The organism is Halorubrum wangae (assembly GCF_051194135.1).
Classification (GTDB): domain Archaea; phylum Halobacteriota; class Halobacteria; order Halobacteriales; family Haloferacaceae; genus Halorubrum.
The window spans coordinates 170,851-197,362 of record NZ_JBLZNH010000002.1; the positions used below are offsets into that span (position 1 = coordinate 170,851).

Below are 26,512 nucleotides of genomic sequence, written 5' to 3' on the forward strand. Positions count from 1 at the left end.
AAATGCGCCTGCGTGGCGGAGGCCAGCGCGGACCGGGCGGAGTGGGGCTTGTCGGCGCGGGGATCTACTCGTCGAGGGGCTTACCGGCGCGGGGATTCACTCGGTGAGAGGCTTGCCGATACAGCGGTCTACTTGTACTCTTGTGACGCCGCACAACCCATGCAGATAACCGAAGTCGAGTCATTCCCGATCAAGCTGCCGCTGGAGTCGCCGGTCTCCTTCTCCAACCGCACGCTCACGTACCGGGACCACGCGATAACGTACGTGCGCACGGACACCGGCCACGAAGGAGTCGGCTACTCGCTCGGCTACGAGGGGGCTGGCCTCATCGCCGATGCGGTCGAATCGATGCTCGAACCGCTCCTCGTCGGCGAGGACCCCCGCGACACCGAGCGCCTGTGGCACAAGATGTACGACGGCAACGTCCAGATCGGCCGGACCGGCCTCTTTCTCCGCGCCATCTCGACGGTCGACATCGCGCTCTGGGACGTGAAGGCGAAGGCCGCCGACATGCCCCTTCACAAGCTGCTCGGCGGCCACTCGGAGTCGGTCCCCTCGTACGCCAGCGGCGGCTACTACCGCGACGACAAGGGTCACGAGGCGCTCCGCGGCGAGATGCGGCGCTACCTCGACGAGGGCCACGACGTGGTGAAGATGAAGGTCGGCCGCCTGTCGGCCGACGAAGAGGCCGAACGCGTCGCCGCGGTGCGCGATGAGATCGGCGACGAACGGACCCTCCTGCTCGACGCCAACGGCGTCTGGGGGTCCAGCACCGAGGCGCTCCGCAACTGCCGAGCGTTCGAGCCGTACGACCCGTACTTCATCGAGGAGCCCGTGATGATCGACCGCGTCGACACGATGGCCGAGGTGAACGACGGACTCGACTACCCCGTCGCCACCGGCGAACTGGAGGGGACCCGACACAACTTCGCCCGCCTCGCCGATTCGGGCGCCGCGACGATCCTCCAGCCCGACGTCACCGTCTGCGGCGGCGTCACGGAGTGGCTGAAGATCGCTCACTACGCCTCGGCGTACGACATCCCGATCGCGCCCCACTACAACTGGAACATCCACGCCTCCCTGCTCGGCGCCATCGAGAACGGCCTCTGGGTCGAGTACTTCTACCGCGACATGGACGTGAAGGCGTTCGACGACGTGGTTGCTGACCCCGTCAAACCCGGCGACGACGGGACCATCGATCTGCCCGACCGCCCCGGTCACGGCGTCCCGCTCGACAAGGACGCGCTCGCGAAATTCGCTGACGACTAAGCTTTATAATCCCTATTCAAACTAGACATATGAGAGATTACGCAGACCAAATCGACACCCGCCACCCGGACCGAGACGTAGAGATCACCAGCCTCGACGCCTGTGTCGTCGAGGGGAACTTCGAATGGAACCTGATCAAAGTTGAGACCGACGCCGGCGTCACCGGCATCGGAGAGGCGTACCGCGGCGGCGGCGTCCCGGAACTCGTCGAGTACACGAACCGGTTCCTCGTCGGCGAGAACCCCCTCGACGTCGAGCGGCTCGTCCGGTACATCTTCCAGGAGATGTCGGGCCACGGCGGCACGACCGGCAAGGTCGTCACCGCGGCGTCCGGTATCGAGATCGCGCTGTTGGACGTCGCCGGGAAGATCCTCGACCTCCCGGTCTACCAGTTGCTCGGTTCGAAATACCGCGACGAGGTCCGGCTCTACTGCGACTGCCACGCCGGCGAGGCGTACGCGGTGGAGGACGGCGCGACCGCCTACGCCGAGGCCGAGGCGTACTCTCCCGAGGCGTACGCCGCCGAGGCCGCCCGCGTCACCGACATGGGGTTCGAGGCTCTGAAGTTCGACCTCGACCTGCCGGCCGACAACGAGAACGATCCCTACAACGGGCGGCTGACGAACGCGGCGATCCGAGAGAAGAAGGAGATCGTCTCGGCTGTGCGCGAGGAGATCGGCTACGACGTCGACCTCGCGTTCGACTGCCACTGGGACTACTCCGTCGAGAGCGCGAAGCGGCTCGCTCACGAGTTGGAGGAGTTCGACCTGATGTGGCTCGAAGACCTGATCCCGCCGGAGAACATGGACGCTCAGAAGGAGGTGACGAAGGCGACGCGGACCCCCGTCGCCACGGGCGAGAATCGTTTCCGCGTGTTCGAGCTATCGGACCTCATCTACGAGCACGGCGTAGACATCGTCACGCCCGACCCGACGACGGTCGGCGGCCTGACGGAGACGATGCGGATCGCCGACCGCGCCGAGGAGAACTACATGCCGATGTCCCCGCACAACGTCTGTAGTCCCGTGGGGACGATGGCGTGCGTCCACCTCGGCGCGGCTACGCCGAACTTCGACCTCTTGGAGTTCCACGCGCTGGAGGTTGACTGGTGGGACGACCTGCTGGTGCGCGACGAACCGCTGATCAAGGACGGTCGGATCGCCGTTCCGGAATCTTCCGGCCTCGGGATCGAACTCGACATGAACGTCGTCGAGGAGCACCGGCTCGAGGGAACGACCGGGTTCTGAGGCGGCTCGCCGGCCTCCGACCCGTCCGCTCTCGATCGCGGCCCGACCTCGCTGCCCCCGTGATCGCGGTTCTCCGGCGCTCGGCGGCAGAGTCTATACTTATTTATCCTTGCGATCGAAAGCGATCGTATGCTCGATTACTTCGACATGGAGTCGACCCTGTCCGAGGAGGAGCGCCTGCTCGTCGACTCCGCCCGGTCGTTCATCGACGGCGAAGTCGACGATATGGGCCAACACTGGATCGACGGTACGTTCCCCGAAGAGCTCATCCCGAAGATGGGCGAGATGGGATTCTACGCCCCGAACCTTGAGGGATACGGCCTCCCGGGCGTCAGCGAGAAGGCCTACGGCCTCCTGATGCGCGAACTGGAAGCGTGCGACTCGGGGCTTCGATCGATGGCGAGCGTACAGGGCGCGCTGGTGATGTACCCGATTCACGCGTTCGGCAGCGACGAACAGAAGGATGAGTGGCTCCCGAAACTTGGCACCGGCGAGGCTGTCGGCTGCTTCGGACTCACCGAGCCCGAGCACGGGTCGGACCCCTCCGCAATGGAGACGCGCGCCGAGGCCGACGGCGACGGCTACGTGCTCAACGGGTCGAAAACGTGGATCACGAACTCTCCGATTTCGGACGTCGCCGTCGTCTGGGCGAAGGACCACACCGAGGACGGAACCCCCGTCCGCGGCTTCCTCGTCGAGACCGACCGCGACGGCGTTACCACCAACAAGATAGACGAGAAGCTCAGCCTGCGCGCGTCGATTACGGGTGAGATCAGCCTCCAGAACGTCAGCATCCCGGCGGAGAACCGCCTCCCGGGCGTTTCGGGTATGAAGGGGCCGCTGTCGTGTCTGACCCAGGCCCGCTACGGCATCGCGTGGGGCGCGGTCGGCGCGGCACAGGACTGCTTCGATGTCGCGCGCCAGTACGCCACCGACCGCGAGCAGTTCGGGAAGCCGATCGGCGGCTTCCAGATGCAACAGCAGAAGCTCGCGGAGATGGCGACGCAGATCACGCTCGCGCAGTTGCTCGCGCACCGGCTCGCCGACCTCAAGGAGGACGGCGAGATGCGGCCGCAGCACGTCTCGATGGCCAAGCGCAACAACGTGCGGATGGCCCGCGACCAGTCGCGGATCGCCCGTGAGATGCTCGGCGGCAACGGGATCACGGCCGACTACTCGCCGATGCGCCACATGACGAACTTAGAGACCGTCTACACCTACGAGGGCACCCACGACATCCACACCCTGATCCTCGGCGAGGACCTCACCGGGATACAGGCGTACCAGTAGTTCGGTCCCTCCCCGTCTCCGACACCGCCTCTTCAGAGGACCTGATTCCGCAGTCCCTCGTACTCGCCGGTCTCCGTTATCCGTTCGAGGTTCTCGACGAGCACGTCCGCGCGCCGCTCCCAGTACTTCGGCGTGTGGCCAGCGACGTGCGGCGTGATGAAGACGTTCTCGAACCCCCACAGGTCGTGGTCGCTCGGCAGCGGCTCCGGGTCGGTGACGTCGAGCGCGGCCCCGTGAATGGCGTTCGACCGGATCGCGTCCACCAGCGCCGGCGTCTCGATCACGCCGCCGCGAGCGATGTTGACGATGATCGCGTCGGTCGGTAACCCCTCGAGCTCCGCCGTCCCGATCAGTCCCTCGGTCGTCTCCGTCAAGGGACACGCGAGGACGAGCACGTCCGTCTTCGGGAGCACGTCGGGCAGGTCGCCGTACCCGACGACCTCGTCGGTCGGGCCGCCCTTCGCGACGGTGTGACGGACCCCGACCGTCTCGACGTCGAACCCCTCGAACCGCTCGACGACCGCCTCACCGATGGCCCCGAGGCCGACGACGGTGACGGTGCTGCCGGCGAGTTCGGTGAACGACTGGAAGCGCCGCCACTCTCGACGCTGCTGGCGGCGGCGCCCCTCGTCGAGTCGCCGCGTGAACGTCAGCACCGACCCGAGCACGTGCTCGGCGATGTTGGGGCCGTGGACCCCGGAGGCGTTCGTCACCGCGACCCCCTGCTCGGCGAACGCGTCCAGCGGGAGGTGGTCGACGCCGGCGCTGTTGCACGCGAACAGCCGCAGGTTCTCGGCGGTCGAGACCTCCTTTGCGTCGATGTTCCGCCCGGCGACGACGGTGGCCTCTCGCAGGTAGCGTCGGTGTTCGTCGGGCGTCGCCGCGAGGCGCACCTCGTGCTCCGGGAGCCGCCGGTCGAGTATCTCAGCGTACTCGGCCGCGGGTATTCCGTGGGCGTCCTGGTCGAGCACCGCGACGTCGATCGTTCCCATGGTCGAGGCGTCTCAGTCGGCGGATAAAGCTCTCGGGGTGGCGGTTATCGCGGCCGCGCGGCCGCCTCTCCCTCCATCCGTATCGGCGGCGACGCGCTCATCAGTAGGAGACAGGCGATCCCCACGCCCGCCCCGAGGAGCCCGGTGCCGACGCCAACGGCGCGGACCGCCACCTCGAATCCGAGCGGGCGCGTCGCGACCGCGACGGCGGCCCCCATGAGCACCGGAGTCATCGTCGCCCCCGCGCGTCCGCTCCCCTCGCCGAGACTGACCAGTCCGCCGCGGAGGTCCGCGGGCGGCAGCGACGTAATGACGCTCCGGTAGATGGAGAGGACGAGCCCGAACCCGACTCCCATGAACGCGACGCCGACGGCGGCGACCGCTAACGACCCCGCGAGGAAGGCGAGCGCAAGTCCGCCACCCATCGCGAGATTCGTGGCGATGAGCGGGTAGAGCGGGTCGTCGAAGCGGGCGGCGACGCGGCCGGCCTGCGTCGCCGCGAGCGCGTAGGAGAGACTCACGAGCGCCGCGAGGATTCCCGCCTCCGCCGGCGTGTACCCCAGCACGTTGACGACGAGGATGGAGTTGTACGTGAGGAAGCCGAACCACGCGACGTTCGCGCTCCCGCGAGCGAGGACCATCGTCCACGCCCGGCGGTGCGCGACGAGCACGCGCATGTCGGCGAGTTGCGCCCGGACTCCCGCCGTCGGCTCCTCGTCGTCCGACTCGTCGAGCGGTTCCTCGAAGAAGGCGTAGACGACCGCAGCGACCGGGAACGCGACGGCGTACAGCAGGAAGGGGTACTGCCACGCCATTCCGACGAGGACGCCAGCGGCCAGCGGAAACGCCGTCTGTGAGAGCCCCGAGCCGGTGAACCGGAGGCCTTGTGCGGTCGCCTCTTTCGTCCCCGCGTACAGGTCGCCGAGGCTGGTGATGATGATCGGGGTGAGCGCGGCGAAGCCGATCCCTTGGAGCGCGCGCAGGGCGAGCGCCGCGGCGAAGGTGGAGACGAAGGCGATGGCGGTGCCGGTGAGTCCGAACCAGAGCAGGCCGAATATCAGCACTGGGCGCCGTCCGTACCGGTCGGAGACGACGCCCGCGATCGGAATGACGACGATGGACGGCGCGGTGAACGCCGACATCATGAGCCCGATGTTCGCCGTCGACGCGCCCAGCGGTTCGACGAGCGAACCGAGCACCGGCGAGAGGAGCGCGGTGCCGAGCGGCGGGAGCACGTTGATGAGCAGCAGCAGTTGGAAGGGCCGCTCGCGGACGATCCCCGAGTCGGCTCCCGCTATCGACGATAGCGATACCACGCCTGCCCGCAGGCGGTGGCCCGGATTAAACCTACGCGTTGGGGCAGTCGAGCGCGCGCAGGCACGCGACCGCTGACCCGCGCTTCCCGTCGTGTGCCGAGGCGCACGGGTCCTCGCACCTCGCGATCTCCGGTGTGTTCGACAGAGTCGAACGCTTATATAGTTGCGCGAAAATCCCCGATCATGAACGAACCGGACGTTGAACCCGTTGAGGGCGGTCGAGACACGGTACGGACGGCCGAAACGATGTTCGATATCGTGCAACGTCTCACCGAGAACGACGGCGCAACGCTGTCCGAACTGGCGGCCGAACTCGACTACGCGAAGAGCACCGTCCACCGCCACCTCCACACGCTGGAGGACCTCGGCTACGTCGTCCACCGCGACGACGGCTACCACGTCGGGCTTCGGTTCCTCGAAGTCGGCGTCACCGCTCGCAGCAGCTACCGCGGGTACGACCTCGTCCGCGAGAAGGTCGAGGAGATCGCGGCGGCCACCGGTGAACGCGCTCAGTTCTTCGTCGAGGAGCACGGGAAGGCGGTGTACCTCGCCCGAGCCACCGGCGAACAGGCGGTCCGCACCGACCCCGGACTCGGCAGTCGCATCCCGCTTTACGCGGCGTCAGCGGGGAAAGCTATTCTCGCCGAACTGCCGGATCCAGAGCTGTCCGACATGATCGAACGCATGACGTTCGACCCGGTCACCGAGTACACCATCACCGACCCGGACGAACTCCGCTCTGAGATCGAGGCCGGGCGCGAGCGGGGGTACTACATCAACAGAGAGGAGTCGCTCCGCGGGACCCACGCCGTCGGCGTCGCGATCTGCGGCCCGGACGACGAGGTTATCGGAGGCCTCAGCGTCACCGGCCCTTCCCACCGACTGACCGGCGAACGGTTCGAATCCGAGCTCCCCGACCTACTGCTCGGCGCCGCGAACGAACTCGAACTCAACATCGCGCACTCGTAACGCTGCGACCCATTCGCTACTGAGCTGTTCGACGATATCGAACGGCCGAGTCGCCGGTCGGCCACTCGGATTTTCGACTGTCATCGCGCCAAAATAACATATGTACTACTGTTATAGTAATTAGACCTGCGGCGCCGACCGGATATTTGCAAGAACTGGGTCGATTTCGTGGTCATCGGCTTAAACCCGTTTCATAAATATTGCACTGAACTGGTGATTGTCTATTCGTATTTGTTTGTTGAAACTCTTTTCTCAGTCTCACTCGTCGAGCGTCCGTCAGCGGAGCTGCACTGCGCTCGAGGACTCATACGAACCGGAGAGAGTACTCTTTGTCGGCGTCTCGGCGTCTAAATCCGAGTTCAACAGTGGCTCTCGCCTATCATGGATGACCGGTCTCCGTCGGTGTGTTCGGTCGGTTTAAAATGCGTTTAAGCTCTTTTAAATGCACTTAAACCTGCCAGAAGCGGCTTACGACGATTCTCCAACCACCGGAGCGATAGCGGTCCGTCTCCTCTTTTCTTCCGCGCTTGAACTCCATTACGTGCCGATCATGTCTTATTTCAGTACTGTTTGTGAGATTGGCTGTTTTGACACGTTCCCCGCGGCGCGGCCGCCTGCCACCGTGGCGGCGCTCCCGTTCCCGCCGTTCACTGCCCGTCGGTGACGCGACCGGCACCGGTGAGACCGCCGCAGGCAGCGTCGGCGGCGGGCGGCTCGGCTCTCGGTGTGACGCGAACGCGTAAGCTCGGCGTTCTCGTCGTTATATACGAGCCGCGGACGACGGGGTGTCGGGACCGGTCAGGCGGTCTCCATCTCGCGCTCGAGTTCGCGAAGTTTCTCGATCCGGCTCTCGGTCGGCGGGTGCGTCGAGGCGATTTTGCCGACGAACCCCGCCTTGATCGGGATGATGAAGAACGCGTTCATCTCCGCCTCCTCGCGGAGGTCCTCCTTCGGTACGCGGTCCATCCGCCCGTCGATCGTCATCAGCGCCGACGCGAGCGCGCCGGGCTTGCCCGTGATCAGCGCGGCGCCGCGGTCGGCGGAGTACTCCCGGTACCGCGAGAGCGCCCGGATCAGCAGGAACGAGACGACCCAGACGAGGATCGACACCAGGATGGCGACGATGACCGGCGCGCCCTGGCGATTGTCGCCGCTGAACAGCCAGCCCCACCGGACGATGAAGAAGGCGATTGTCGAGAGGAACGAGGCGATGGTCATCACCATCACGTCGCGATTCTTCACGTGTGCGAGCTCGTGAGCGAGCACGCCGTCGAGCTCGTCCTCGTCCAGCGCTCGGAGCAGCCCGGTCGTCACCGCGACGGTCGCGTTCTTCTTGTTCCGGCCGGTCGCGAACGCGTTCGGGACCTGCGTGTCGGCGACGGCGACGGTCGGCTTCGGCAGGTCGGCCTGCTGGCTCAGGCGCTCGACTCGCCGGTGGAGGTCAGGGTACTCTTCGGGGCTCACCTCGCGGGCACCCATGCTCCGAAGGGCGAGCTTGTCGCTGAAGAAGTACTGCACGACCGAGAACCCGCCGAGCATGATCAGCGGGAAGAGGAAGTCGCCGAAGTACACGGTCAGGACGCCGACGAACACGATGTAGAGGGCGAAGAGGAGGAACATCGTGAACGCCATTCGTCCACGCAGTCCCCAGTCGGTCTTCCATTCCATACCCCGAGGTTACTGTTCGGCGGATTAAAGCCTGCCGGGGCTCCGACCACTGCACTGCGGGCCCGCGGTCGCCCGACGCCGACCGCCATCGCGACGTCCGCGACGGTGCGTTTTTGCACCGCCGCGGCGACCTCCCCGCATGGAGACCGTTCTCGTCACCGGCGGCCGCGGCGCCTCCGGGCGCTGGGTCGTCGACCGACTCGCTGGCGACTACGACGTCGTCGTCGTCGACTACGATCACCCGGGCCTCGACGTCGACCCGGCCCCGAACGTCTCGTTCCGCGCGGCCGACCTCACCGACCGAGGCGAGGCGCTCGACGTCGTCCACGCGGTCGACCCCGACGCCGTCGTCCACTGGGCAGCGATCCCGGTCGCGGGCACCCATCCCGACGGTCGCGTGTTCGAGACGAACGTCCGCGCCGCGAAGAACGTCCTCGACGCCGCCGGCCGTGCCGACGCCCGGATCGTGCAGGCGTCGAGCGACGGCGCGTACGGCTTCTTCTTCGCCGATCCGACGCCGCTCCCGGACGAACTGCCGGTCACCGAGGCCCACCCGCTCCGGCCCGAGGACCCGTACGGACTCTCGAAGGTGACGGCGGAGGCGACGGCGGGGACGGTTGCGCGCCGCGAGGAGGTCCCAGCGGTGTCGATCCGCCCCTCGTGGATTCAGTATCCCGGCGCGTACGCCTGCCGGAGCGACGAGTACGTCGAGGATTTGGACGCTGGCGCTGGCAACTTCTGGTCGTACGTCGACGCCCGCGACGTGGCGGACCTCGTCGCCGCCGCGTTGGCGGGGACCGCGGGGCCAAACCCGGCGGTGGCTCCGGGCGCGCACGAGGCCGTCAACTGCGTCGCGGCAGACAACGCGCTCGGCCGCCCGCTGCTCGACCTCCTCCGTGAGTCGTACGGCGGGGTCCCCGACGACTGTGCGGTCGCCGAGGGCGATGACCGCGGCGCGTACGCGATCACGAAGGCGGAGCGCTTGCTTGGCTGGACGCCGTCGCGCTCGTGGCGGGACGCGGCGGACGCCGCAGTCACCGAGCCGACGCTGTTCGACGAGTGACCCGCGGGCGCGGCGCCCCGCCGCGACACGAGCGGCTCAGTTACCCTGCTGCTCGATTGGCTCGTGAACCTGTACCCAGCCGTCGCTCCTGACTTTGATGAGGTATCCGGCGTAGTGGAACTCGATCGTGCCCGTCCCCGGTCGGGCGTTGTTGTGTTGATTCTGGCCGAAGAACGCCTTCTCGATGCCGACCACGTCGACGACTTCGTACAGCGGCGGTGCGCGAAGTTCGGTCATATCGACGCCCTCGGCGTCCGCGACGGCAAGCACGATGTCCGTTACGAGTTCGTCGTTCTTGCCCGGCTCGTGGTGTCGCTGCGCGACCTGCCGCCACCGCGTCTCCCCGTCGAGACTCGGGTTGTCGCCGTTGTCCGCTCTGGCCTTATCTGCTTTCGTCATCCATCTCACCTCGCGCGTGGGCCTCCTGATCGCTGTCGAGGCTCGCTCCCATGCCTTCGAGTGCCGCCAGAACCTGCTCGGCGTTCTCGGCCGCTGTGATAGTCATGCTCGCCTCGTCGAAGTCGACGATGCCCTCGTCGACCAACTTCGGGACGTGAGCGTGATAGAGGGAGACGTACACCCGATCCCGCTGTCGGCCCGTGACCGCTCTCTCGGGTACGTCGTTCTCCCACATGGCGATTTTCGTCGATAGTTCACGTAGCGTCCACTCCGTGTCCTCGAGCAGCGTGTAACAGAGGTACCGACGCCGGGGGTGACCCAGCGCCTCGTACACGTGGTCTAGATCCAGCAGCGCTAGCGGCGGCGATTCCTCCTCTTTCGACGGGAACGCCGACCCGTTCTCGGCGCCCTCATCCCCTGCCTGGCCCTCATCCATACTATCAATGTAACAAGTACGGGATACTAAAACCCTCGGGCAGAGGGCTGCTGTCGTCGGAATCTACCGAAACGAGAACGTCATCGAATCCGATACGTGTCCGGTGGTGCGCGTGTCGTCGTGAGTTCAGATCGAGAGGATCGCGTTGACCAGCGTCCGCGTCGCGACCGCCGTCACTGAGCCGAGCCACGTCAACAACACGAAGTGGATGTACCCGTTCGCGGGGTTCCCGCCGTCGATCCGGCGGATCATCTGCGAGGAGAGCGCGGCGTTGAACAGGACGACCGTCAGGAGCAGGTACTCGATCAGTGGGATGTCGTACGCGCCGGGGTAGACGATTTGGCCGATGTCCATTTCTTCGAGCCCGAAGTCGGCCGTGAGGTCGGCGAGGATCGCGACGATTTCCAACCCGATGAAGAAGGCGAACGTCGCCGCCGCCGTGATCCCGTACAACAGCCCGATAAACGTCATCGCCGCTTGTCGCCGCTGTTCGCGAAGCTGGTTCACCGCGTTCATGTTTTTCGAAATCAGTTCGCCGAGCATCTTCGGGTCCCCGCCCATCTGGCGGCCGACGAGGTACATCTCGGAGAACTTCTGGATGAGGTACGACCGCGTGTCGAAGGTGAACTGCTCCCACGCGCCCTCGGTGCTGATCCGCATGTTGAGCCGGCGGTAGAGGCGTTCGATGGCGGGCGAGAGGTCGCCGAAGTTCTTCTCGCGCAGCGTGGTCAACACGTCAGTCGTCGTCGACTGCTTGGCGCTCTCGGTGGCCCCGAGCGCCCGTATGAAGGAGGGGAACTCGCCGTCTCGGGCCGTGATCTGCTGTTCCTCCTGCCTGAGGACGATGCCGGTGATGATGAGCGGCGAGATGGGGACCGCGAGGTACAGCGGAAGCCGGACGTCGTCGATGAACCAGAGCAGGCCGGGGAGTCCGGGGCCGTAGCCGAACATGCCGGCGGTGGTGATCCCGATGATCAGGAACGAAAGCCCGCCGCCGATCCCGAGTGAGGCCCACAGCTTCATGTCGCCCGGGGCGCGCTCCTCCGGGTGGAACCAGATCGGGTCGTACGGCGACGTCGCGCGGATCATCGCGTAGAAGCCGAGTTGGACGAAGACGAAGAGGACGATGACGGCTGCCACCGTCGCGGTCGGGTCGTTGCCGGTAAGGATCGGCAGGACGATGGCGAACACGAGCGCGAACGTCATCGAGAGGATCATCGACATGTACAGGTCCTTCATCACCTCCAGATTCGCCAGCGAGGACTCGTACACCGTCTCGTACTTCGCGAGCATCACGTCCTGCTCGGAGACGAGGAACTCCTCTAACGACTGCCCGGCTCCCATCGTGTAACCGAGTCGGTCGAAGAAGTCGGCCATCGCGTCCGACGGGACCTCCTCGGCGCGCCGGCGGCACGCGTCGTCGAGGCTCTGGTTCCACGTGTCGACGAGGTGGACGACGCGAGCGATCTCCTCGGCCGCGACCCCGTACTCCTCTTCGTTCGCCAGCGTCCGAAACACCTCCATCCGATCGATGTTGGTCGTCGACAGGACGGTCATGTGCGTCATCACGAGGTGGAGCTGATTGTCGATCTGGGTCTCCAAGCTGGAGAGGTAGATCTTCGGGTACACCACCGCCGCCACCAGCACGAGCCCCCCGAACATCGGGACGGGAACCCGCGCCGCGAGCGGGAGCGGCAGGACGAACAGGCCGACGACGCTCGCGGCGAACACGACGACCGCGGGCAGCAGCACAAGCCCGACGTACTTCCGCTTCGAGATGTCGAGCTTGTCGTACGACTCCATGACGGCCGAGGTCAACTCGGCCGCAGTGGCGAGCCCGTTGCCGACCTGTTTCACCGCCATTACCCGTCGACCTCGGTCGTCTCGTCGCGTCGGGCGAACTCGCTCATCGTCGCGATCACCTGACGTTCCGGTGCATGTCGAAGGGGAGCCCCTCGACGCCGTCGCGCTGGAAGGCGTTGATCGCGTCGTTCACTTCGTGGTACCCTAAGATATCCTCCTGAATCATCCGTCGGATCAGCTCCGCGCGGAACTCCAAGTCGTCGTAGATGTCGCGGGTGTCGGCGTAGCCGAGCAGCGTCGCGATCTGCTCTTCTAACACGTAGGAGTTGTTCATCCCTTGGAAGACGATCTCGTCCTCGACGGGGTCCCAGCTGAACACCTCTCGGGTGACGACCCCTTCCATCTCCTTGGAGTACCCCTCGATCTCCTGGACGCTCGTCACCCGACGCAACACCTTATCGCCCTGTTTCACCCGGTTCTGGAACAGCGCCACGTCCGCGTTGTCCATGAACGTCTCCGGGACGTTGATCGGTTCGGAGGTAAACCGCTGAATCATCGAGACGATGTCGGACGCGTGGAACGTCAGCATGACCGGGTGGCCGGTCTGGGCAGCTTGGAACGCCATGCGCCCCTCGGCGCCACGGACCTCCCCCACGATGATGTAGTCGGGACGCGACCGAAGCGCGGCGGCGACGAGGTCGAACATGTCGACGTCGGAGCTTCCCTCGCCGCCACCTTCACGGGTTAACAGCTGCTGCCAGGTGTTGTGCGGCGGGATGACCTCGGCGGTGTCCTCCGCGGTGTATATCTTCGAGTCGTTCGGGATGAACGACAGGATGGCGTTCAGCGTGGTCGTCTTCCCTGACGCCGTCTCCCCGACGACGAACACCGTCTGTTCGTTCTCCAGACAGAGCCAGAGATACGCCGCCAGCTCGGGCGAGAGCGTCCCCCAGTTGGTGATCTGATTGATCGACAGCGGCACCTCCTCGCCCTGCCGGATCGTGAGCGAGGAGCCCTTCAGCGACACGTCGTCCGAGTAGATGATGTTGATACGCGATCCGTCCGGGAGCGTGGAGTCAACGATCGGGTGGGAGTCGGAGAGGGGGTCGCCGATCCGCTCGCCCATGTTACGAAGCCAGTTGTCGAACTCCTTCGGCGTCCCGAAGTCGACGGTCGTCTCCAGCATGCCGTACGTCCCGTGATCGACGTGGCACTCCTTGGGGCCGATGACGTGAATGTCCTCGTTAGCCGGGTCGCGCATCACCGGTTCGAGCGGTCCGAGGCCGACGATGTCGCGGTTGAGTCGGTAGCGGATGTCCTCGTAGGTCTCCTCGGTGACCGAGAGCTTCCCCATGTTGAGCACCTTCGAGAGGCCCCGCCGCCAGCCGTTGGCCCCGTCGTCCACGTGGGTCACCTCCTCTAGCAGCTCCTCGATCAGGTCGTCGTACTCCGCCTCGGAGTCCGGTGCGCTGTGCTGGCCGCTCACGGCGAGCAGCCGGTTTTTGACATCGTTGAGGATCTGCGCCTGCGGTCCGGTCACCTCCGGTTCGAGGGCGTAATACTTGGTGTCCTGTCCGAGGTCACCGTAGATGTGGCTGTATATCGGCCCCCCGACGTGGTAGATGACGTTCGGGCGCTTCGACTCGTACTCGCCTTTCGGCTCGTCGATCAACAGCGGGAACTCCCCCGTGATCTGCTTGAACTCGCGGAGGTGTTCCCGGAGGTGCGGGCGCCGCATGGCTGCCTTCCGAAGCTCCTCCGAGGGCTTCGCGGTTCCGTGTTCCGTCATAAGTTACGCCTCCCCTCCGTCGATCACGGCCCGCTCGCGCGGAACGGCGGTCCGGTCGCGGGCGGCCTTGGGCATCATGCGACGCTGCGGCTCTCGATGACGATTCCGGTCCCCGACCGAACCGAGAATCCGATCGTGTCACCGACCTGTTCGCCCATCCCCGCGAAGCGCTTCACGTTGATCTGCCGGCGGATGTCGTTGCCGACCTCGATCATCTCCAGTTGGAGGAATACGTCGGCGATCGAGCGGAACGGGCCGATGGCCTCGTCGTCGACCGCCGAGGGGTCGACGGTGAGCACGACTACCTTCCCCTGCGAGATGATCTGCCGGAAGAAGGAGATTATCTCCAGGGCGGCCTGTCGCTCCTCGTTCTTCCGGACGAGCGCCTCGAACGTCGGATCGTTCCGGAAGATGGCGTCGAACGTGTCGAGGAAGATGACGTCGGAGTTCCACATCGCCTCCGCGTTCATCAGTCGCTTGAGGAGCTCTTTCCGCTCGCCGTCGCCGTCGGAGAACGCGCCGCCGGAGTCGAAGTCGGCGTGGAGGAAGAGCAGTTGCTCGTTCAACAGCGGCTTCACCATCTCGTACTCCAGCGAGTGCATCTGATCGATGAATCCGCGGACGGTGAGTTCGGTCGACATCATCGTGACCGACGCCCCCTCCTCGACGAGTCCGTAGGCGAACCGCTGGGAGATGGCGCTTTTTCCGGCCCCGTAGTCGCCCTCCATGAGGACGATGCTGCCGCGGGGGATACCCCCACCGAGCTCCTTGTTCAAGCGGTCGCGTTCGCCGAGTCCGATGGAAAGCAGATTGTCTGTGCGGGGCATATCAGGTGGCCTCCGTGCGGAACTGGAACAGCTCCTCGTCGCCGTTCACCGTGAGGTACACGCGGTGGTCCGTCCCGGGATCGAGCCCGTCGCTCGTCTCGCCCAACTGGTTGGTGTCTATCGTGAGGCGGAGGACGTCGCCGCGGCTCCACGCCGCGCCCGGCCCGGCGGAAACGAGTTCTCCCTCTATCGCACTCGGCCGAACGTAGCTGCCGTCGAAGACGACGTCTATCCCGGAGCCGTCCGGGCGGAGCCGCTGTGTCCCGGTGTTCTTTATCAGCAGCGTCACGTTCTCGTTCCCGGTCGCGTTGTACACGCCGGCGCTCGCGTCGGAGATGATCGTCACGTCAGTCCGGAGCTGTTCGGTCGCGTCGAGCCCGGCGTCCTCGACGGCCGCGCTCACGCGGTCGACTCCAGTCGTAATCGTGCCGACGACGCCCGCGGCGATCACGAGGCTCGCGATGAACAGGATCAGATGTGAGACGGGGACGCTCGCCATTTACGGGCTCACCCCCGTGACCGTCGCCGCGTCGCGAACGCCGGACTCGACCACGAGGACGACGCGCGTCTCGTTCGCGACCACGTCGGTCGAGAGATCCGCCTCGCTCACGGTGATGCGCAGCGTCTCGCCGCCGAGCCAGAGATCGGTGTCGGCGTTGCCGTCGACGGTCGTAGTCGCGTTCGGTCCGCCCACGTCGACGTACTCGTTCCCGACGACGAGCGTCGCGTCGCTCGCGACTAACCCGACCGAGCCGTCGTTGGTGGCGTTGATCGTCACCGTCGCATCGTCGTAGGTCGCGTTCGTCACGGCGAAGTCGGTGTTCTGCCGCTCCAGCGAGCGCTCCTGAATTCCCATCTGCGCGTCGGTGACGCGGTCGAAGCCGTTGGCTGCAACGGGGTAGAACGCGGTGAACGCGAAGAACAGCCCCGCGACGATGATGGCCGTCGACGCGGAGACGCTAACGCCCATCTCCCCACCCTCCGTCGGCCGGGTCGGCGCGGTCGGAACGCGGGTTCGGGTCGTTCATGGGCCGCGGAGGGCTGCCGTTCTGATCGCATCCCTGCGGGCGATCGCCGGCCTGTTCCGCTCGTTCATCCTCACGTCTCGCGTCGTCGTGTCCGTTCGCTCGACGGTCGGCTCGACGCTCGTCGCGTTCGTCACGCCGACGGCCGCCGCCTCGCCCGCGGCCGCTCGGCAGTGCGCCACCGACCAGCGAGCCGCCGGCGAGGTCGTCCCACCGGTCGAGCAGCAGCAGGTGTCCGCTCGTCCCGTTGAGCTGCGTCACGTACCGGAGGCTGCGGGTGTGGTGTTCCCGGACCAGTCGGTCTGTTCCCGGCCGGTCGGCGAGGTTGCGGTCGATCGTACCGAACCCGGAGAGGAAGTCGCGGAGCCGCGCCGCGGCCTCGGGGCCGACCCACTCGATGCGCTCGTAGTAGTTGATGGCGCGCACCGCGTCGGTGACGTCGCTCTCGGAGACGAGGAACTCCAACCACTCCATCACGAGGAGGTCGCCGACGTAGTCGCCGGGGAGCTGCGTGAGGTACGGCTTGCCGCGGCTCCCGGAGAGGTCGTCCTCGCCGACGTACTCGAAGCCGCCGCCGTTGGCCTCGGCCGGGTCGCCGCCGGGCTTCGGACCACGCTCGCGGTCTGCGGCGGGTTCCGGTTCGTGGCCGTTCGTCGTGGGATCGGTGTCGTCCGCCGGCTCCTCCTCGAACGAGTCCATCCCCTCGTCGAACGACTCGATGTCGTCGTCGAACGGGTCCGTCTCGTCGCCGAGGTCGTCGAACGAGCCGCCCTCGTCCTCGAACGGGTCCTCGCCCGTGGGGGCGCCGGCGTCGCCGTCGCCCCCGTCCTCGTCGGCCCAGTCGGCGTCCCCGGCGTCGTACTCCTCTTTCAGTTCGCTGAAGCTCTTTCCGTCGTCGTTCATGTCGTCTCCGTCGTCCGCCGCCGCGGTCTCGGACGAGGCGTCGGCGGAGTCGCCGTCGTCCGTGTGATCGTCGTCCGGTTCCACGTCCAGCTCGTCAAACTCGTCGCTCCCGTCGTCGAAGCCGTCGTCGAGCATCTCCTCGTCGAAGAACCCGTCGGCGTCTGCGTTCGCGACGTCCTCGTCCAGCCCGTCGGCCTCCGCTTCCTCCTCCTCCTCGTCGAAGAGTCCGAACGAGCCCTCGCCGCCGCCGCTGACGCTGCCGAAGCCGCTGGAGTCGTCGACGAAGGGGTTGATCCCGCGGGTGACCATCTCGTAGATGTCGAGCAGGTTTCTGACGTCCTCCTCGATGTCGTCGACTGCGGCCGATATCTCCTCGTTCTCCGACCGGACCGTGGACACCGTCGAGGAGAGCGAGGAGACCTCGTTCTCCAGGTCGTCGAGCCGCTTCTCCAGCTCGTCGGTGTCGGCGCCGGCACCGCCGCCGCCAGCGCCGTCATCGAAGCCGTCGTCCCACTCGTCCATCCCGTCGAAGTCGTCGAAGTCGTCGCCGCCACCGCCCATACCGCCGCCACCGCCCATCCCTCCGCCGCCGCCGAAGGGGTCGTCGCTGCCCATATCTCCGGAGTCGTCGTCGTCGGAGCCGTCGTCGTCGAGGAATCGGTCGAGAACACTCGCACCGACGAGCCCCAGCGTGGCGACTATCCCAGTAACCGTTGGAGCTCCCCACACCGGTAGTTCGAGGCCCATTACCGTATCCCACCTACAGAACACACTTCAATTCATCCCTCAAAATATCACCCGTGAGAAAACACGTCACCGCACGGCGTTGAGTGCGAACTGCGCGCTCCTCGGGGTGAGACGCGTCCTCACTCGCTCCGGCGGCAGAACGCCCCTGTTAGAGCGTTCGCTCGAACCCGTCCGCGGCCCGGACGACGAGACCGCCGCCGGCCACGAACCGAACTGTGCGGCCGACGCCGTCGCCGACGTCGCTGGCGACGATTGGGATCCCGGCCGCAGAGAGACACCGCTCGACCTGTTCCACGTTTCGCGGTCCGACGGCGTCGGTGAGATCCAACATCTCGGCGCCGCCGGCGACGCGCGCCTCCAACCGGCCGGGTGCCGCGCCGGCCGTGACGAGCCGGCCGATGAGTTCGTCGATACCGGCGTCGACGTACTTCCCCGCGCGAGGGCCGGTCGTGCGTGCCTCGTCGCTCGCGGGCAGCATCGCGTGCAGAAGCCCGCGAACGCCCGCCCGGTCGTCGACGAGCGCGACCGCGACGCAGGAACCGAGCCCGCTGGTCGTCAGCGTCTCTCCGTCGGCCGCGACGGCGAGGTCGCTCACGCCGACCTTAATGCGGCGCGCGGCCGCGTCGTCACCGGTGGTCTCGGCGTCGCCGTCGCTTTCGCCGCGGTCTCGCGATCCCGAGTCGCGGGACGACGAGGAGTGGCTCACGTTTTCGAGAGTCGATCCAGGGCTTGTGTCAGCTCTCGTTCGTCGGGGAGCGCGTACACGTCACACCGGGCTTCCACGCCCTCCGTCTGGATCGCGGCGTCGATCACGAACCCGTAGTCCTGTCGGCGGCTTAACCTGGCGACCAGCGGGCTGATCGTCGCCGATCCGATGTCGTGGACGAACTCCGGCGGCGAGTGCGATATCGACGTGCCGAGCACGTTCGCCCAGCCGTCGATGAACCCGCTCGTCATCACGTTGCCGAGCTCGCAGAGCGCGTTCTCCGCCATCCCGCCGAGCGGATCGTCCGGTTCGGTCGGGAGCATCGAGGCTGCGATCGCCGCCGCCGACTCCTCCTCGAAGAGGATCGCGAGGTACCCGCTCGGCTTCCCCTGAAGCTCGAAAACGGTCCCCGCGTGCGGCTCGACGCCGACCTCCGTGGGGATGTCTGCGAGGGGGAGGAACCGCAGTCGGCTCACGTCGACGGTCGTCTCCAGGCCGGTCATCATCGCGATGTTGTCGGCGGCGTTCGCCGATCCCTGCTTCGCCAGCGACGAGAACGTCGCCAGCGACTCGTACGGGACCGCCGTCCTGCCGCTGTCGCTGTCCCCCACCGCCTCGGCGCCCGGCGTCGCGGCCGGTGCCGTCTTCCCGACGATGAGGTCGCGGAAGGGGCCGGAGTCGGGGAGCATATAAATAGAGAATTCGAGGTCGGTCGTCGTCGCTTCCAGCCGGCTCTCGAAGAGGAAGACGCCGTCACCGGCGAGCGCACCGTCCGGGAGGACGGCCGCCCCGTCGGCCTCGAAGTAGCGCGGTGGCGTCATATCGATCGCTTTCCCGAGGTAGTTCGCCCAGCCGTCCAGGAAGCCGCCGAGCGCGATGTTCCCGACCTCCGTCACCGCGCTGCGCTCCATCGCCGCGCCGCCGGGAAGCAGCGAGAGCAGGGCGTCGACGTTGTCGGCGTCGAACGCGAGCACCGCCTCGCCCTCCAAGCCGCCGCGAAGCCCGACGCTCACGCCGATCGACTCGCGGCCCGCGAACGCCTCGGCGAGGTCCTCCCCGCTGGCAACGCTCGCACCCGTGACCTCCACCACGAGATCGGCACCCGTCAGGTCGGAGAGCGCGCCGGCGGCCTGTGCGGCCCCGCGCTCCGCCAGCCGACTGCACGCGCCGAGCGCCTGGACGTCGACTCGCATTATACCGCCGATCCGATCGCGTCGAGAACGTTCGGCTTCTGGAACGGCTTCGTGATGTACCCCTCCGCACCGGCCTTGATGGCGGCCTTCATCTTCTCCTCCTGCCCGACGCTGGTGCACATGATCACTGTCGCCTCCGGGTTGCCGTCGACGATCTCCGTCGTCGCCTCGATCCCGTCGCGGATCGGCATCACGATGTCCATCATCACGAGGTCGGGACCGTGCTCCTCGTACATGTTGACCGCTTCCACGCCGTTCTCGGCCTCGCCAACGATCTCGAACTCGCCCTCGAGGATCTCCCGGAGAAGGTTCCGCATAAACTCAGAGTCGTCCGCGATAAGCACGCGCGTTGCCATAGTTGTCTGGAAGGCGATTCAGCGGTCACTTAACCACTCCCCCGCGGTTCTCAGCGCTGAGAACAGACTCTCAAAGGCTCCACTCCCGGTCCCGGTGGCGGGGGTGCGGCCGGCACTTTTCAGGCTCGATGATCGAGCGGCTCAGACCCAGTGACCGAGGATGTACGTCGCACCCACGAGGACGGTTCCGCCGAACGTCTCGCGCGTCCCGATGCCGAACGGGAGAAGCGTCGCCGGCGAGTCATCGGGACGCTCGTCGGTCGGTGCGCCTCCGTCGTCTCCGGTCCCGTTCGGGGCCCCGTTGTTGGCATCCCCGTCATCCGGCTCGTCGGTCCCGCTTTCGGTGCCGTCGCCGGTTCCACCGGCCGATCCACCCGCGTCGTCGTCGACGCGCGTCACCGCGGGGTCGGCCGTCACGGTCAGCGTCCCGTTCAGCGTGTTCCCGTCGATCGAGAGCGTGTACGGGTACTCGCCCGGCTCCAGATCGACGTCGATCTCCGAGAACGTCTCGTTTTCCGGGGTCGCCGGCGTGACCGTGACGTGCCGCTCGTCGACGATCGCCCCCTCGTCGACGTCGAGGGTCAGGCGCTCCCGGTTCCGTACCTGCCCGACGTTCTCGATGGTCGCGGAGAGGTTCGCAAGCGACTCGCCTCGAGTCACCGTGAGGTCCGTCGTCGTTCCGTTCGCCAACCGCAGTTGCGCGGGGGCCGAGGCGTTCTCGACGATGAGGATCGGCCGGCTCTCGAGCAGCGACTGGCCCAAGTAGAGCCGGTAGCTCGCTCTCGTTCCCGGGGAGACCCCGGCGAGGCCGCTGTCCACCGAGAAGCTCTCGTTGGCGATCGCCAGCTCGGACTCGGTCCGGTTCGGGGTCTCGTCGGTGTCGCGAACGATCGTCGCCGACAGCTCCGCCGAGGGAAGGATCGAGGTCGTCCCGGTGATGTTCCCGTTGTCGGCCTCCACGAGGACGGTGCGGTCGTCGGTGACGTGATCGTAGCGGAGGTACCGCTCGCGGACGCTGAACGTCGCCTCGGCGCTGACGCGACCCTCGTCCGTACCGTGGTACGGGTACTGTTCGCCGATCCGATCGTCCGTCGCGGACGCCGCGTCGAACGCCGCGGGAGGCTCTCCCCCGTCGCTGAACGCGTACCGCTCGCCCTCGGTTCCCTCCAGAGCAAACTCGACCGCGTACTCGTCGCCCGGGTCGGGGCCGTCGGTGAACGGGCCGTCGTCGCTCGTGTCGATCGCGAGGTAGAATCGGCTCGGTCCCCGATCGCTGTCACCGCGTGCGAGGTGCTCTCCGTCCGCGAGGAAGAGCGTGATGTCATCGGGATCGGCGTCCGCCAAGTCGAGTTCCGTTCGGAGTTCGTTCCGGCCTGGGTTCGTCTGTCGCACCGTCAGCGAGACGCCCTCTTCGGCCTCCAAGAGGTCGACGAGAACGCGGTGGTCGACCGTCGTTCCGGGCTCGAGCGACTCGCCCGTCCGGCTCTCGGCGAAGTGCGCCATGGCGCCCCAGATCCCGGTCGACTCGAAGCCGAGCACGACGCGGTCGCCCTTGGTCACCGCCGTGCGATCGACCCCGTTCTCCCTGAGGACGCCGAGCGATTCGGTCCTCGCTCCCTCACCGTCGGCGATCACCTCGGCGTCAGCGGTCGTGAACACCTCTACCTCGTCGTGGAACGTCGGCGCCCGCAACACGAGGTCGGACTCCGCGGCCACCTTGACGGGGTCCACCGCGCCGGAGTCTCGGACGATGAACGTCCCGTTGGTGATCGCGAGGCGGTATCGCTCGGGGTCGACGGGTCGCGCGAGATCACCCGCACCGGTCGCCCCCGAGAACTCCGAGCGAAGCTCTGTGAGAGTCGTGGCGATCACGTCGCCGTCCTCGTCTTTGAACTCCAGAGAGCAGTTCACGCCGTCGGCGCTACAGCTGTCGACGGTGCTCTCGTTCGTCCCGATAAGCCGCGTGTTGATCGTCGTCGATCTCGTGTCTCTTACCTTGAGCACGTCGACGAAGCCGATCGTTCCGCCGGAGTCCGTGAGCCGGTTCCCGCCGACCAACAGGTACGCCGTGTCGTTCCCCGAGGCGCTGGCGACGTGCCTGATCTCGACGACGTCTCCGGCCGTCCCGGTGTACGTCGACCGGCTGAACGCCCCGTCGATCTCCCGTCGGGCGGTCGCCCCGGAGCCCGCGGGGTCCGCAGTCGCGAGAGCCGCCGCGACGTCGCTCTCGCCGGCCGACACCGGCTCCCCGCTCTCACCGGTCGCCGCGGCGGGAGTGACCGCGGCGCCGATCAGCGAGAGGACGACCGCGAGGGCGACGAGTGCGACCCCGAGGGTCGACAACCGGGAGCGCAGCGCGGCCGCCGCGTTCTCCGGACCCGTTCGAGGATGCCCGTCCCGACCGGGCGCTCGCTCGCCGCGGGAGGCGGGACTCCTCTCGCTGCCGGAGCGATCCGCGTCATCCGGGGAAACTCTGGAGGTCATCGTGGATTCGATTTCGTCGGAACGGGGGCCGGGTCGCGGGGACGGCTCACCGTGGGTTGCCCTGTGGTCGGGATCTCAGCGACTAAAGGATACCCTCCCGATTATCGGCTCGGAGAACCGGACCCGACAACTGCGGTCCGATTGGGACGGAATCGACCGACCACGGCGGGATCGACATCTTATCCGAGCCCCGAAGAGTTAAGCCCGACCGCGGTCCGGTTCCGATGAGGATGAAGACCTGTCCCCGGTGCGAGTCGTCGATCGGCGACGAGGCCCGCTACTGCAGCGACTGTGGTGCCCCCCAGAGCGAACCGGCGGCCGAAGAGTTCGACGAGTACGTGCAGCGACAGGCGCAGCAGATGGCCGCCGAGTCGGGGGCGGCCGGGGACGCCTTCGGCGGTTCGGCCGGTGGCGACGGGGGCGACTCCGGTTTCGCGCCGGCAGCGGAACTCACCGACCGCGAACAGCTCTGGCGGCGCGGCTGTTACGTCGCCGGGTACGGCACGATCGTCGTCGCGCTCACGCTGGTCCCTCGAATCGGCGCCTTCTTGCTGATCCTCGGCGGGATCGCCATCCTTCCGCCGATCCGCCGCCTCACGGCGGAGCCGCTCGGGAGCTCGCTGAAGCGCGAGGTGATGGCCGGGCTGTACGCGATTCTCTCGCTGCTCGGCGTTCTCTTGCTGGTCTTTTTATAAGGCGCTGGTCGGCTACTCGATCCGGAACCCGCCGGCCTCCTCCGCGGCGCGGACGAGGTCCCCGATGCTGTCGCTCGCCGTGAGGCCCTGGCTCGCGACGAACCGCTTTATCGCCACCGGCGGCACGTCAACCGTCGTCTCGCTCGCGACGAGGAGGAGTCCGAGTGCCTCCGGCGTCGGTGAACTCGGCCCCGCGTTCGACGCGAACCACGTCACGAGCGAGTCGAACGTCGCCGTCACGTCGTTCGACACCATCCGCTGCCGGGTGGTGTCGCCGTCGGCGTGCAGCGTGGCGTCGATACCGTACGCGAACCCGTCTCCGTCGAACGAGGTGGCCAGCCACCGGCTCACCGCCTGTCGGTCGACTGCGCCCCCGTCGCCGGGAGGCCGCTCGGGGTGCCCCTGTTCGGGAGCGCCCTGTCCGGCGGCTCTCGTCCCCGCGGTGTCCGCGTGCGGGTTCGCTCCCGGCGGCTGGCGCTCCGACGGGCTCGTGGGGTCTGCGGCGGTGAACCCGGACCCGTCGGCGGGTTGGCGGGTCGGCTGCGATCGCTTGACGTTGGGCCGGCCGTTCGTCCCCACGACGTACCGGCTCTCCCCGATCTCGACGACACTCTCGTCGTCGGTGAAGTCGAGTTCGTCGGGGTCGGCCGGCGTGGCGTCCGGATCGGCCGCCGGTGCGTCGTGGTCACTCATGGCGTAGCCGTGGTGACGCGAGAAAATAGGTGTTCCGGGCGGAGGGATCCGCCGGGACAGTGGTTGGGGCCGTTCGAACCTCGTTAGAGCCGGACCGCTTCGCCGTCCTCTTTGTAGAGGTCGGGCGAGTTGAGTTCGATCGCGGTCGTCGCCGACGCGGGCGAGACGATCTCCAGCGAGGAGGTGTCGCTCTCGCCGAAGGCGTCCGTACTGGTTCCGAACGGGATCGTCTTGGGATTCAGCACGATGGTGTACTGCGAGTCCTCGTTCAGCACGGCGTTATCGCTAGAGACGAAGTTCCCGTTTTCTTGAACAGCGAAGGTTCCCTCTTGAATTTCCGATGCGCTCGTCAGAGCGGCACCGGTGGAGTTCGTACCGTTGAACACGAGGTTCGCTTGGCCGTTCGGGCCAACCGCTTGGATCGTCGTCTCGCTCAGGTCGATCTGATCGGCACCAGGTGCACCGGTCACGCCGACGCGAATCTCGCTGAGGTTCCCGGCCGCCGCGTTATCAACGATACCTACTTCGGTCGTCACCTCGATTCGCTCGGAGACAAGGTCCGTACTCTCCTGTCCGGTCGCTTCCGCCTGCGACTGGAGGAAGCCGGCCGTGTTGATCAGGACGCCGGCAGCGATCGCCGCCACCAGCACCATCGCGATGAACACGATGAGGGTCCCGATTCCCACTTGACCGCGTTCGTCGTCGTTGTTGATGAATTCGAACATTGTTACAGCCTCACCGAGGTCTGGTCAGCCGTGAGCGTGGTCGGCACGCGAAGCTCCGTCGTCGTCGTCGCGCCCGAAGCTGTGGTGAACGTTAGGGACAGCCGGTCGCCGCCGTTGAGTTCACCACTCTGGTCGGAGTTGTAGGTGGTCGCACTGAGATCGATCCCGATGTCTGCTCGATCGCTGTTGTCGGTCAGGACGACGTCACCGGCCGATCCGGTGAAGATATCGATCGTCACGGCACCGTCGTCGAGCTGGAAGGACGACTGCCCGCCGGTGCCGATCAGTTCGACGGTCGTTTCGCTCAGGTCGATGTTACTCGCCCCCGGGGACTGTGCGACGGTGATGTTCAGTTCGTCGACGACACGTGCGTTTGCCGTAGCGTTATCGGTCACGTTCCCGGACTGGCTCACCACCTGCAGCCGGTCACTCACCTGACTTGTACTCTCTTCGCCCGTTGCCTCCGCCTGCGTCTGAAGGAAGCCGGCCGTGTTGATCAGGACGCCGGCGGCGATCGCCGCCACCAGCACCATCGCGATGAACACGATGAGGGTCCCGATCCCCACTTGCCCCCGCTCTTCCTCGTCCAGTATGGTTTCGAACATTGTGTGTTGCGTTGGCCCCCGGCCTGCCCGGCGGGCGTTATCGATAGGGAGCGGGATTTCCCTATTAAAGACTCCGTATGGATTATCGATATTGATAAAGCACCGCAGTCATGCGGTTTTTGGATTATTTTCCGCGGCATAATTTCTATAATTATCAACGACTTCACGCCGTGGTTATCGGATGAAATATTTGGGAGTTGCACTGTTTCCGCCCGAATATCGGGCGATCGGTTGTCGATATCGACTCGGCTCGCCCGCGTGCGTGGACTGTCAGTACTGGTCGGTCGTCAATGGTCGTCAGTAGTCAGTGGCGTCCGCGTTTCGAAGTCAGCGACGCCGCGGTCAAACCGATCTGCGATCGCAAATCCTGCGCTCTTCGCGTTCCGTCGCGCTGCGAGGCGCTACCTGTCCTGGAGCCGCGCGAGTTCGGACTCGGGGATCACGAACTCCTGGGTGCCCGGTTCGTACACGGCGAGGCTACCCGCAACGAGCGCCATCGACGCCGCCAGCAGGCCGGTGTTGATGAGCAGGAGCGCCTCCGCGTTCGCGAACGACGTGCCGAAGGCTGCGGCGGGCGTCGCGACGGCCGCCACCACGACCAGTCCGAAGCCAACGCTGAGGTACGCCATCGCCGTGCGGCCCGACGACCGATACGCGGAGACCGCGAACACCGCGAGCGTGGCGCTCGCGCCCGCCAGCACGGTGGTCGTCACGAGATACAGCCCCTCGATAAGATCCATACCATCCGTCCCCGGAGTCGACACATAAACCCACGGTGGTGGCTATCACCGACGATAACATCCTTCTCTCGGTCGGAGGTTCGGCATGGCCCGAGACGGGTCACGGTGGACGCTCGTACCGCCGTTCGTATTTTCCGTACCCACCGGTATCCTTTTAAGCCGAAAAATCAACAACGATAATAAGAATGGTGGGGGACGACTTGATCACAGTACTCGGGAACAAGTACAATACGGACATCCTGGCGGCAACCGGCGACGCGATGTCCGCGCAGGACCTCAGCGACGAGCTCGACGTTCCGATCGCGACGTGTTACCGCCGCATTAACGAGCTCGAAGAAGCCGATCTGCTCGAGCTCCACGACCGACCGCTCTCAGATGAGCACCGCCGCGTGAAGGTGTATCGGCGGAAGGTCGACGGCGTCGAGGTCGACTTCCGTGACGGGCTCACGGTCGAGGTCGAGGAGCGCTCCGCGGTGAAGAACCGGCTCGACGACGTGTGGCGCGACCTCTCGTCGAGCCAGTAAGCGCCGCGTTCGGGGTCGTCTCTCCCCTCCTCCACCGCTGATCCACAA

Annotated in this window: 26 protein-coding genes; 7 read left to right on the plus strand and 19 right to left on the minus strand. The window is 66.4% G+C overall.

The features are described from left to right. Positions 1–159: 159 nt before the first annotated feature. The 3 genes from ACNS84_RS06050 to ACNS84_RS06060 all read left to right on the plus strand — a co-directional run bounded on the left by ACNS84_RS06050 (position 160) and on the right by ACNS84_RS06060 (position 3,806). Complete coding sequence (locus ACNS84_RS06050; RefSeq protein WP_435073950.1) at positions 160–1,269, plus strand: mandelate racemase/muconate lactonizing enzyme family protein; 1,110 nt, start codon at positions 160–162, stop codon at positions 1,267–1,269. 29 nt (positions 1,270–1,298) lie between these two features. Continuing rightward, positions 1,299–2,516, plus strand: coding sequence for a mandelate racemase/muconate lactonizing enzyme family protein (locus tag ACNS84_RS06055; RefSeq protein ID WP_435073951.1), 1,218 nt, complete (start codon positions 1,299–1,301; stop codon positions 2,514–2,516). Between the two features lie 129 nt (positions 2,517–2,645). Continuing rightward, complete coding sequence (locus ACNS84_RS06060) at positions 2,646–3,806, plus strand: acyl-CoA dehydrogenase family protein (RefSeq protein ID WP_435073952.1); 1,161 nt, start codon at positions 2,646–2,648, stop codon at positions 3,804–3,806. A gap of 32 nt (positions 3,807–3,838) precedes the next feature. Here the strand turns inward: ACNS84_RS06060 and ACNS84_RS06065 are convergent, their stop codons facing one another. Both ACNS84_RS06065 and ACNS84_RS06070 read right to left on the minus strand, forming a co-directional pair. After that, positions 3,839–4,798 (minus strand): D-2-hydroxyacid dehydrogenase, encoded by a 960-nt coding sequence (locus tag ACNS84_RS06065; RefSeq protein ID WP_435073953.1) that lies wholly within the window; start codon positions 4,796–4,798, stop codon positions 3,839–3,841. Between the two features lie 44 nt (positions 4,799–4,842). Continuing rightward, positions 4,843–6,114 carry an MFS transporter gene (locus ACNS84_RS06070; protein ID WP_435073954.1) on the minus strand — a complete coding sequence of 424 codons (1,272 nt, stop codon included), beginning with the start codon at positions 6,112–6,114 and terminating at the stop codon, positions 4,843–4,845. 183 nt (positions 6,115–6,297) lie between these two features. Here ACNS84_RS06070 and ACNS84_RS06075 point away from each other — a divergent pair, with 183 nt between their 5' ends. Next, positions 6,298–7,083 carry an IclR family transcriptional regulator gene (locus ACNS84_RS06075; RefSeq protein WP_435073955.1) on the plus strand — a complete coding sequence of 262 codons (786 nt, stop codon included), beginning with the start codon at positions 6,298–6,300 and terminating at the stop codon, positions 7,081–7,083. Positions 7,084–7,881: 798 nt separating this feature from the next. Here the strand turns inward: ACNS84_RS06075 and htpX are convergent. Beyond that, positions 7,882–8,751, minus strand: a complete 870-nt coding sequence (htpX, locus tag ACNS84_RS06080; RefSeq protein ID WP_435073956.1) for a zinc metalloprotease HtpX — start codon at positions 8,749–8,751, stop codon at positions 7,882–7,884. Between the two features lie 139 nt (positions 8,752–8,890). On the opposite strand from htpX, the gene ACNS84_RS06085 reads away from it, so the two are divergent. Further along, positions 8,891–9,814 (plus strand): NAD-dependent epimerase/dehydratase family protein, encoded by a 924-nt coding sequence (locus ACNS84_RS06085; protein WP_435073957.1) that lies wholly within the window; start codon positions 8,891–8,893, stop codon positions 9,812–9,814. A gap of 36 nt (positions 9,815–9,850) precedes the next feature. Here ACNS84_RS06085 and ACNS84_RS06090 read toward each other — a convergent pair whose 3' ends face one another. The 12 genes from ACNS84_RS06090 to ACNS84_RS06145 form a co-directional block, all read right to left on the minus strand. Further along, positions 9,851–10,213 carry a HalOD1 output domain-containing protein gene (locus ACNS84_RS06090; protein ID WP_435073958.1) on the minus strand — a complete coding sequence of 121 codons (363 nt, stop codon included), beginning with the start codon at positions 10,211–10,213 and terminating at the stop codon, positions 9,851–9,853. Continuing rightward, on the minus strand, positions 10,197–10,649 hold the full coding sequence (locus ACNS84_RS06095) for a DUF7344 domain-containing protein (RefSeq protein WP_435073959.1): 453 nt from the start codon (positions 10,647–10,649) through the stop codon (positions 10,197–10,199). The genes ACNS84_RS06090 and ACNS84_RS06095 overlap by 17 nt, the downstream gene beginning before the upstream one ends. A 126-nt stretch (positions 10,650–10,775) precedes the next feature. Beyond that, on the minus strand, positions 10,776–12,512 hold the full coding sequence (gene arlJ / locus ACNS84_RS06100; protein ID WP_435073960.1) for an archaellar assembly protein ArlJ/FlaJ: 1,737 nt from the start codon (positions 12,510–12,512) through the stop codon (positions 10,776–10,778). 55 nt (positions 12,513–12,567) lie between these two features. Continuing rightward, positions 12,568–14,241 (minus strand): archaellum flagellar ATPase motor FlaI, encoded by a 1,674-nt coding sequence (flaI, locus tag ACNS84_RS06105; protein WP_435073961.1) that lies wholly within the window; start codon positions 14,239–14,241, stop codon positions 12,568–12,570. Between the two features lie 74 nt (positions 14,242–14,315). Next, positions 14,316–15,068 carry an archaellum protein ArlH gene (gene arlH / locus ACNS84_RS06110; RefSeq protein WP_435073962.1) on the minus strand — a complete coding sequence of 251 codons (753 nt, stop codon included), beginning with the start codon at positions 15,066–15,068 and terminating at the stop codon, positions 14,316–14,318. Between the two features lies 1 nt (position 15,069). Further along, positions 15,070–15,567, minus strand: coding sequence for an archaellum stator protein ArlG (gene arlG / locus ACNS84_RS06115; protein WP_435073963.1), 498 nt, complete (start codon positions 15,565–15,567; stop codon positions 15,070–15,072). Next, positions 15,568–16,038, minus strand: a complete 471-nt coding sequence (arlF, locus tag ACNS84_RS06120; RefSeq protein WP_435073964.1) for an archaellum stator protein ArlF — start codon at positions 16,036–16,038, stop codon at positions 15,568–15,570. After that, positions 16,028–17,743 carry a FlaD/FlaE family flagellar protein gene (locus ACNS84_RS06125; protein WP_435073965.1) on the minus strand — a complete coding sequence of 572 codons (1,716 nt, stop codon included), beginning with the start codon at positions 17,741–17,743 and terminating at the stop codon, positions 16,028–16,030. Before ACNS84_RS06125 ends, arlF begins: the two co-directional genes overlap by 11 nt. A 148-nt stretch (positions 17,744–17,891) precedes the next feature. Then, entirely contained in the window at positions 17,892–18,449 is a 558-nt protein-coding gene (locus tag ACNS84_RS06130) for a chemotaxis protein CheD (protein WP_435073966.1), read from the minus strand. Continuing rightward, positions 18,446–19,642 (minus strand): chemotaxis protein CheC, encoded by a 1,197-nt coding sequence (locus ACNS84_RS06135; protein WP_435073967.1) that lies wholly within the window; start codon positions 19,640–19,642, stop codon positions 18,446–18,448. The genes ACNS84_RS06130 and ACNS84_RS06135 overlap by 4 nt, the downstream gene beginning before the upstream one ends. Next, positions 19,642–19,998: a chemotaxis protein CheY gene (cheY, locus tag ACNS84_RS06140; RefSeq protein ID WP_435073968.1), complete on the minus strand. Its 357-nt coding sequence runs from the start codon at positions 19,996–19,998 to the stop codon at positions 19,642–19,644. The genes ACNS84_RS06135 and cheY overlap by 1 nt, the downstream gene beginning before the upstream one ends. Before the next feature lie 141 nt (positions 19,999–20,139). Continuing rightward, a complete protein-coding gene (locus ACNS84_RS06145; RefSeq protein ID WP_435073969.1) occupies positions 20,140–22,482 on the minus strand; it encodes a BGTF surface domain-containing protein in 2,343 nt (780 codons plus the stop codon). Positions 22,483–22,712: 230 nt separating this feature from the next. Between ACNS84_RS06145 and ACNS84_RS06150 the strand changes: the two genes are divergently transcribed. Next, the gene (locus ACNS84_RS06150) at positions 22,713–23,177 is read left to right on the plus strand and encodes a zinc ribbon domain-containing protein (RefSeq protein ID WP_435073970.1); all 465 of its coding nucleotides are present in this window, start codon (positions 22,713–22,715) and stop codon (positions 23,175–23,177) included. 12 nt (positions 23,178–23,189) lie between these two features. Here ACNS84_RS06150 and ACNS84_RS06155 read toward each other — a convergent pair whose 3' ends face one another. From ACNS84_RS06155 to ACNS84_RS06170, 4 genes are all read right to left on the minus strand, one after another. Further along, complete coding sequence (locus ACNS84_RS06155; protein ID WP_435073971.1) at positions 23,190–23,870, minus strand: DUF7500 family protein; 681 nt, start codon at positions 23,868–23,870, stop codon at positions 23,190–23,192. Between the two features lie 83 nt (positions 23,871–23,953). Further along, the gene (locus ACNS84_RS06160) at positions 23,954–24,595 is read right to left on the minus strand and encodes a flagellin (protein WP_435073972.1); all 642 of its coding nucleotides are present in this window, start codon (positions 24,593–24,595) and stop codon (positions 23,954–23,956) included. 2 nt (positions 24,596–24,597) lie between these two features. After that, positions 24,598–25,200 carry a flagellin gene (locus ACNS84_RS06165; protein ID WP_435073973.1) on the minus strand — a complete coding sequence of 201 codons (603 nt, stop codon included), beginning with the start codon at positions 25,198–25,200 and terminating at the stop codon, positions 24,598–24,600. 401 nt (positions 25,201–25,601) lie between these two features. Beyond that, positions 25,602–25,940, minus strand: coding sequence for a hypothetical protein (locus ACNS84_RS06170; RefSeq protein WP_435073974.1), 339 nt, complete (start codon positions 25,938–25,940; stop codon positions 25,602–25,604). Between the two features lie 185 nt (positions 25,941–26,125). Here ACNS84_RS06170 and ACNS84_RS06175 point away from each other — a divergent pair, with 185 nt between their 5' ends. Then, positions 26,126–26,464, plus strand: a complete 339-nt coding sequence (locus ACNS84_RS06175; protein WP_435073975.1) for a helix-turn-helix domain-containing protein — start codon at positions 26,126–26,128, stop codon at positions 26,462–26,464. The last annotated feature ends 48 nt before the right edge of the window (positions 26,465–26,512 follow it).

Excerpts from the sequence above, each read along its gene's own strand:
- ACNS84_RS06050 (WP_435073950.1), top strand. The coding sequence starts at position 160 with ATGCAGATAACCGAAGTCGAGTCATTCCCGATCAAGCTGCCGCTGGAG.
- ACNS84_RS06055 (WP_435073951.1), top strand. The coding sequence starts at position 1,299 with ATGAGAGATTACGCAGACCAAATCGACACCCGCCACCCGGACCGAGAC.
- ACNS84_RS06060 (WP_435073952.1), top strand. The coding sequence starts at position 2,646 with ATGCTCGATTACTTCGACATGGAGTCGACCCTGTCCGAGGAGGAGCGC.
- ACNS84_RS06065 (WP_435073953.1), bottom strand. The coding sequence starts at position 4,798 with ATGGGAACGATCGACGTCGCGGTGCTCGACCAGGACGCCCACGGAATA.
- ACNS84_RS06075 (WP_435073955.1), top strand. The coding sequence starts at position 6,298 with ATGAACGAACCGGACGTTGAACCCGTTGAGGGCGGTCGAGACACGGTA.
- htpX (WP_435073956.1), bottom strand. The coding sequence starts at position 8,751 with ATGGAATGGAAGACCGACTGGGGACTGCGTGGACGAATGGCGTTCACG.
- ACNS84_RS06085 (WP_435073957.1), top strand. The coding sequence starts at position 8,891 with ATGGAGACCGTTCTCGTCACCGGCGGCCGCGGCGCCTCCGGGCGCTGG.
- ACNS84_RS06090 (WP_435073958.1), bottom strand. The coding sequence starts at position 10,213 with ATGACGAAAGCAGATAAGGCCAGAGCGGACAACGGCGACAACCCGAGT.
- ACNS84_RS06095 (WP_435073959.1), bottom strand. The coding sequence starts at position 10,649 with ATGGATGAGGGCCAGGCAGGGGATGAGGGCGCCGAGAACGGGTCGGCG.
- arlJ (WP_435073960.1), bottom strand. The coding sequence starts at position 12,512 with ATGGCGGTGAAACAGGTCGGCAACGGGCTCGCCACTGCGGCCGAGTTG.
- flaI (WP_435073961.1), bottom strand. The coding sequence starts at position 14,241 with ATGACGGAACACGGAACCGCGAAGCCCTCGGAGGAGCTTCGGAAGGCA.
- arlH (WP_435073962.1), bottom strand. The coding sequence starts at position 15,068 with ATGCCCCGCACAGACAATCTGCTTTCCATCGGACTCGGCGAACGCGAC.
- arlG (WP_435073963.1), bottom strand. The coding sequence starts at position 15,567 with ATGGCGAGCGTCCCCGTCTCACATCTGATCCTGTTCATCGCGAGCCTC.
- arlF (WP_435073964.1), bottom strand. The coding sequence starts at position 16,038 with ATGGGCGTTAGCGTCTCCGCGTCGACGGCCATCATCGTCGCGGGGCTG.
- ACNS84_RS06125 (WP_435073965.1), bottom strand. The coding sequence starts at position 17,743 with ATGGGCCTCGAACTACCGGTGTGGGGAGCTCCAACGGTTACTGGGATA.
- ACNS84_RS06135 (WP_435073967.1), bottom strand. The coding sequence starts at position 19,642 with ATGCGAGTCGACGTCCAGGCGCTCGGCGCGTGCAGTCGGCTGGCGGAG.
- cheY (WP_435073968.1), bottom strand. The coding sequence starts at position 19,998 with ATGGCAACGCGCGTGCTTATCGCGGACGACTCTGAGTTTATGCGGAAC.
- ACNS84_RS06145 (WP_435073969.1), bottom strand. The coding sequence starts at position 22,482 with ATGACCTCCAGAGTTTCCCCGGATGACGCGGATCGCTCCGGCAGCGAG.
- ACNS84_RS06150 (WP_435073970.1), top strand. The coding sequence starts at position 22,713 with ATGAAGACCTGTCCCCGGTGCGAGTCGTCGATCGGCGACGAGGCCCGC.
- ACNS84_RS06155 (WP_435073971.1), bottom strand. The coding sequence starts at position 23,870 with ATGAGTGACCACGACGCACCGGCGGCCGATCCGGACGCCACGCCGGCC.
- ACNS84_RS06160 (WP_435073972.1), bottom strand. The coding sequence starts at position 24,595 with ATGTTCGAATTCATCAACAACGACGACGAACGCGGTCAAGTGGGAATC.
- ACNS84_RS06165 (WP_435073973.1), bottom strand. The coding sequence starts at position 25,200 with ATGTTCGAAACCATACTGGACGAGGAAGAGCGGGGGCAAGTGGGGATC.
- ACNS84_RS06170 (WP_435073974.1), bottom strand. The coding sequence starts at position 25,940 with ATGGATCTTATCGAGGGGCTGTATCTCGTGACGACCACCGTGCTGGCG.
- ACNS84_RS06175 (WP_435073975.1), top strand. The coding sequence starts at position 26,126 with ATGGTGGGGGACGACTTGATCACAGTACTCGGGAACAAGTACAATACG.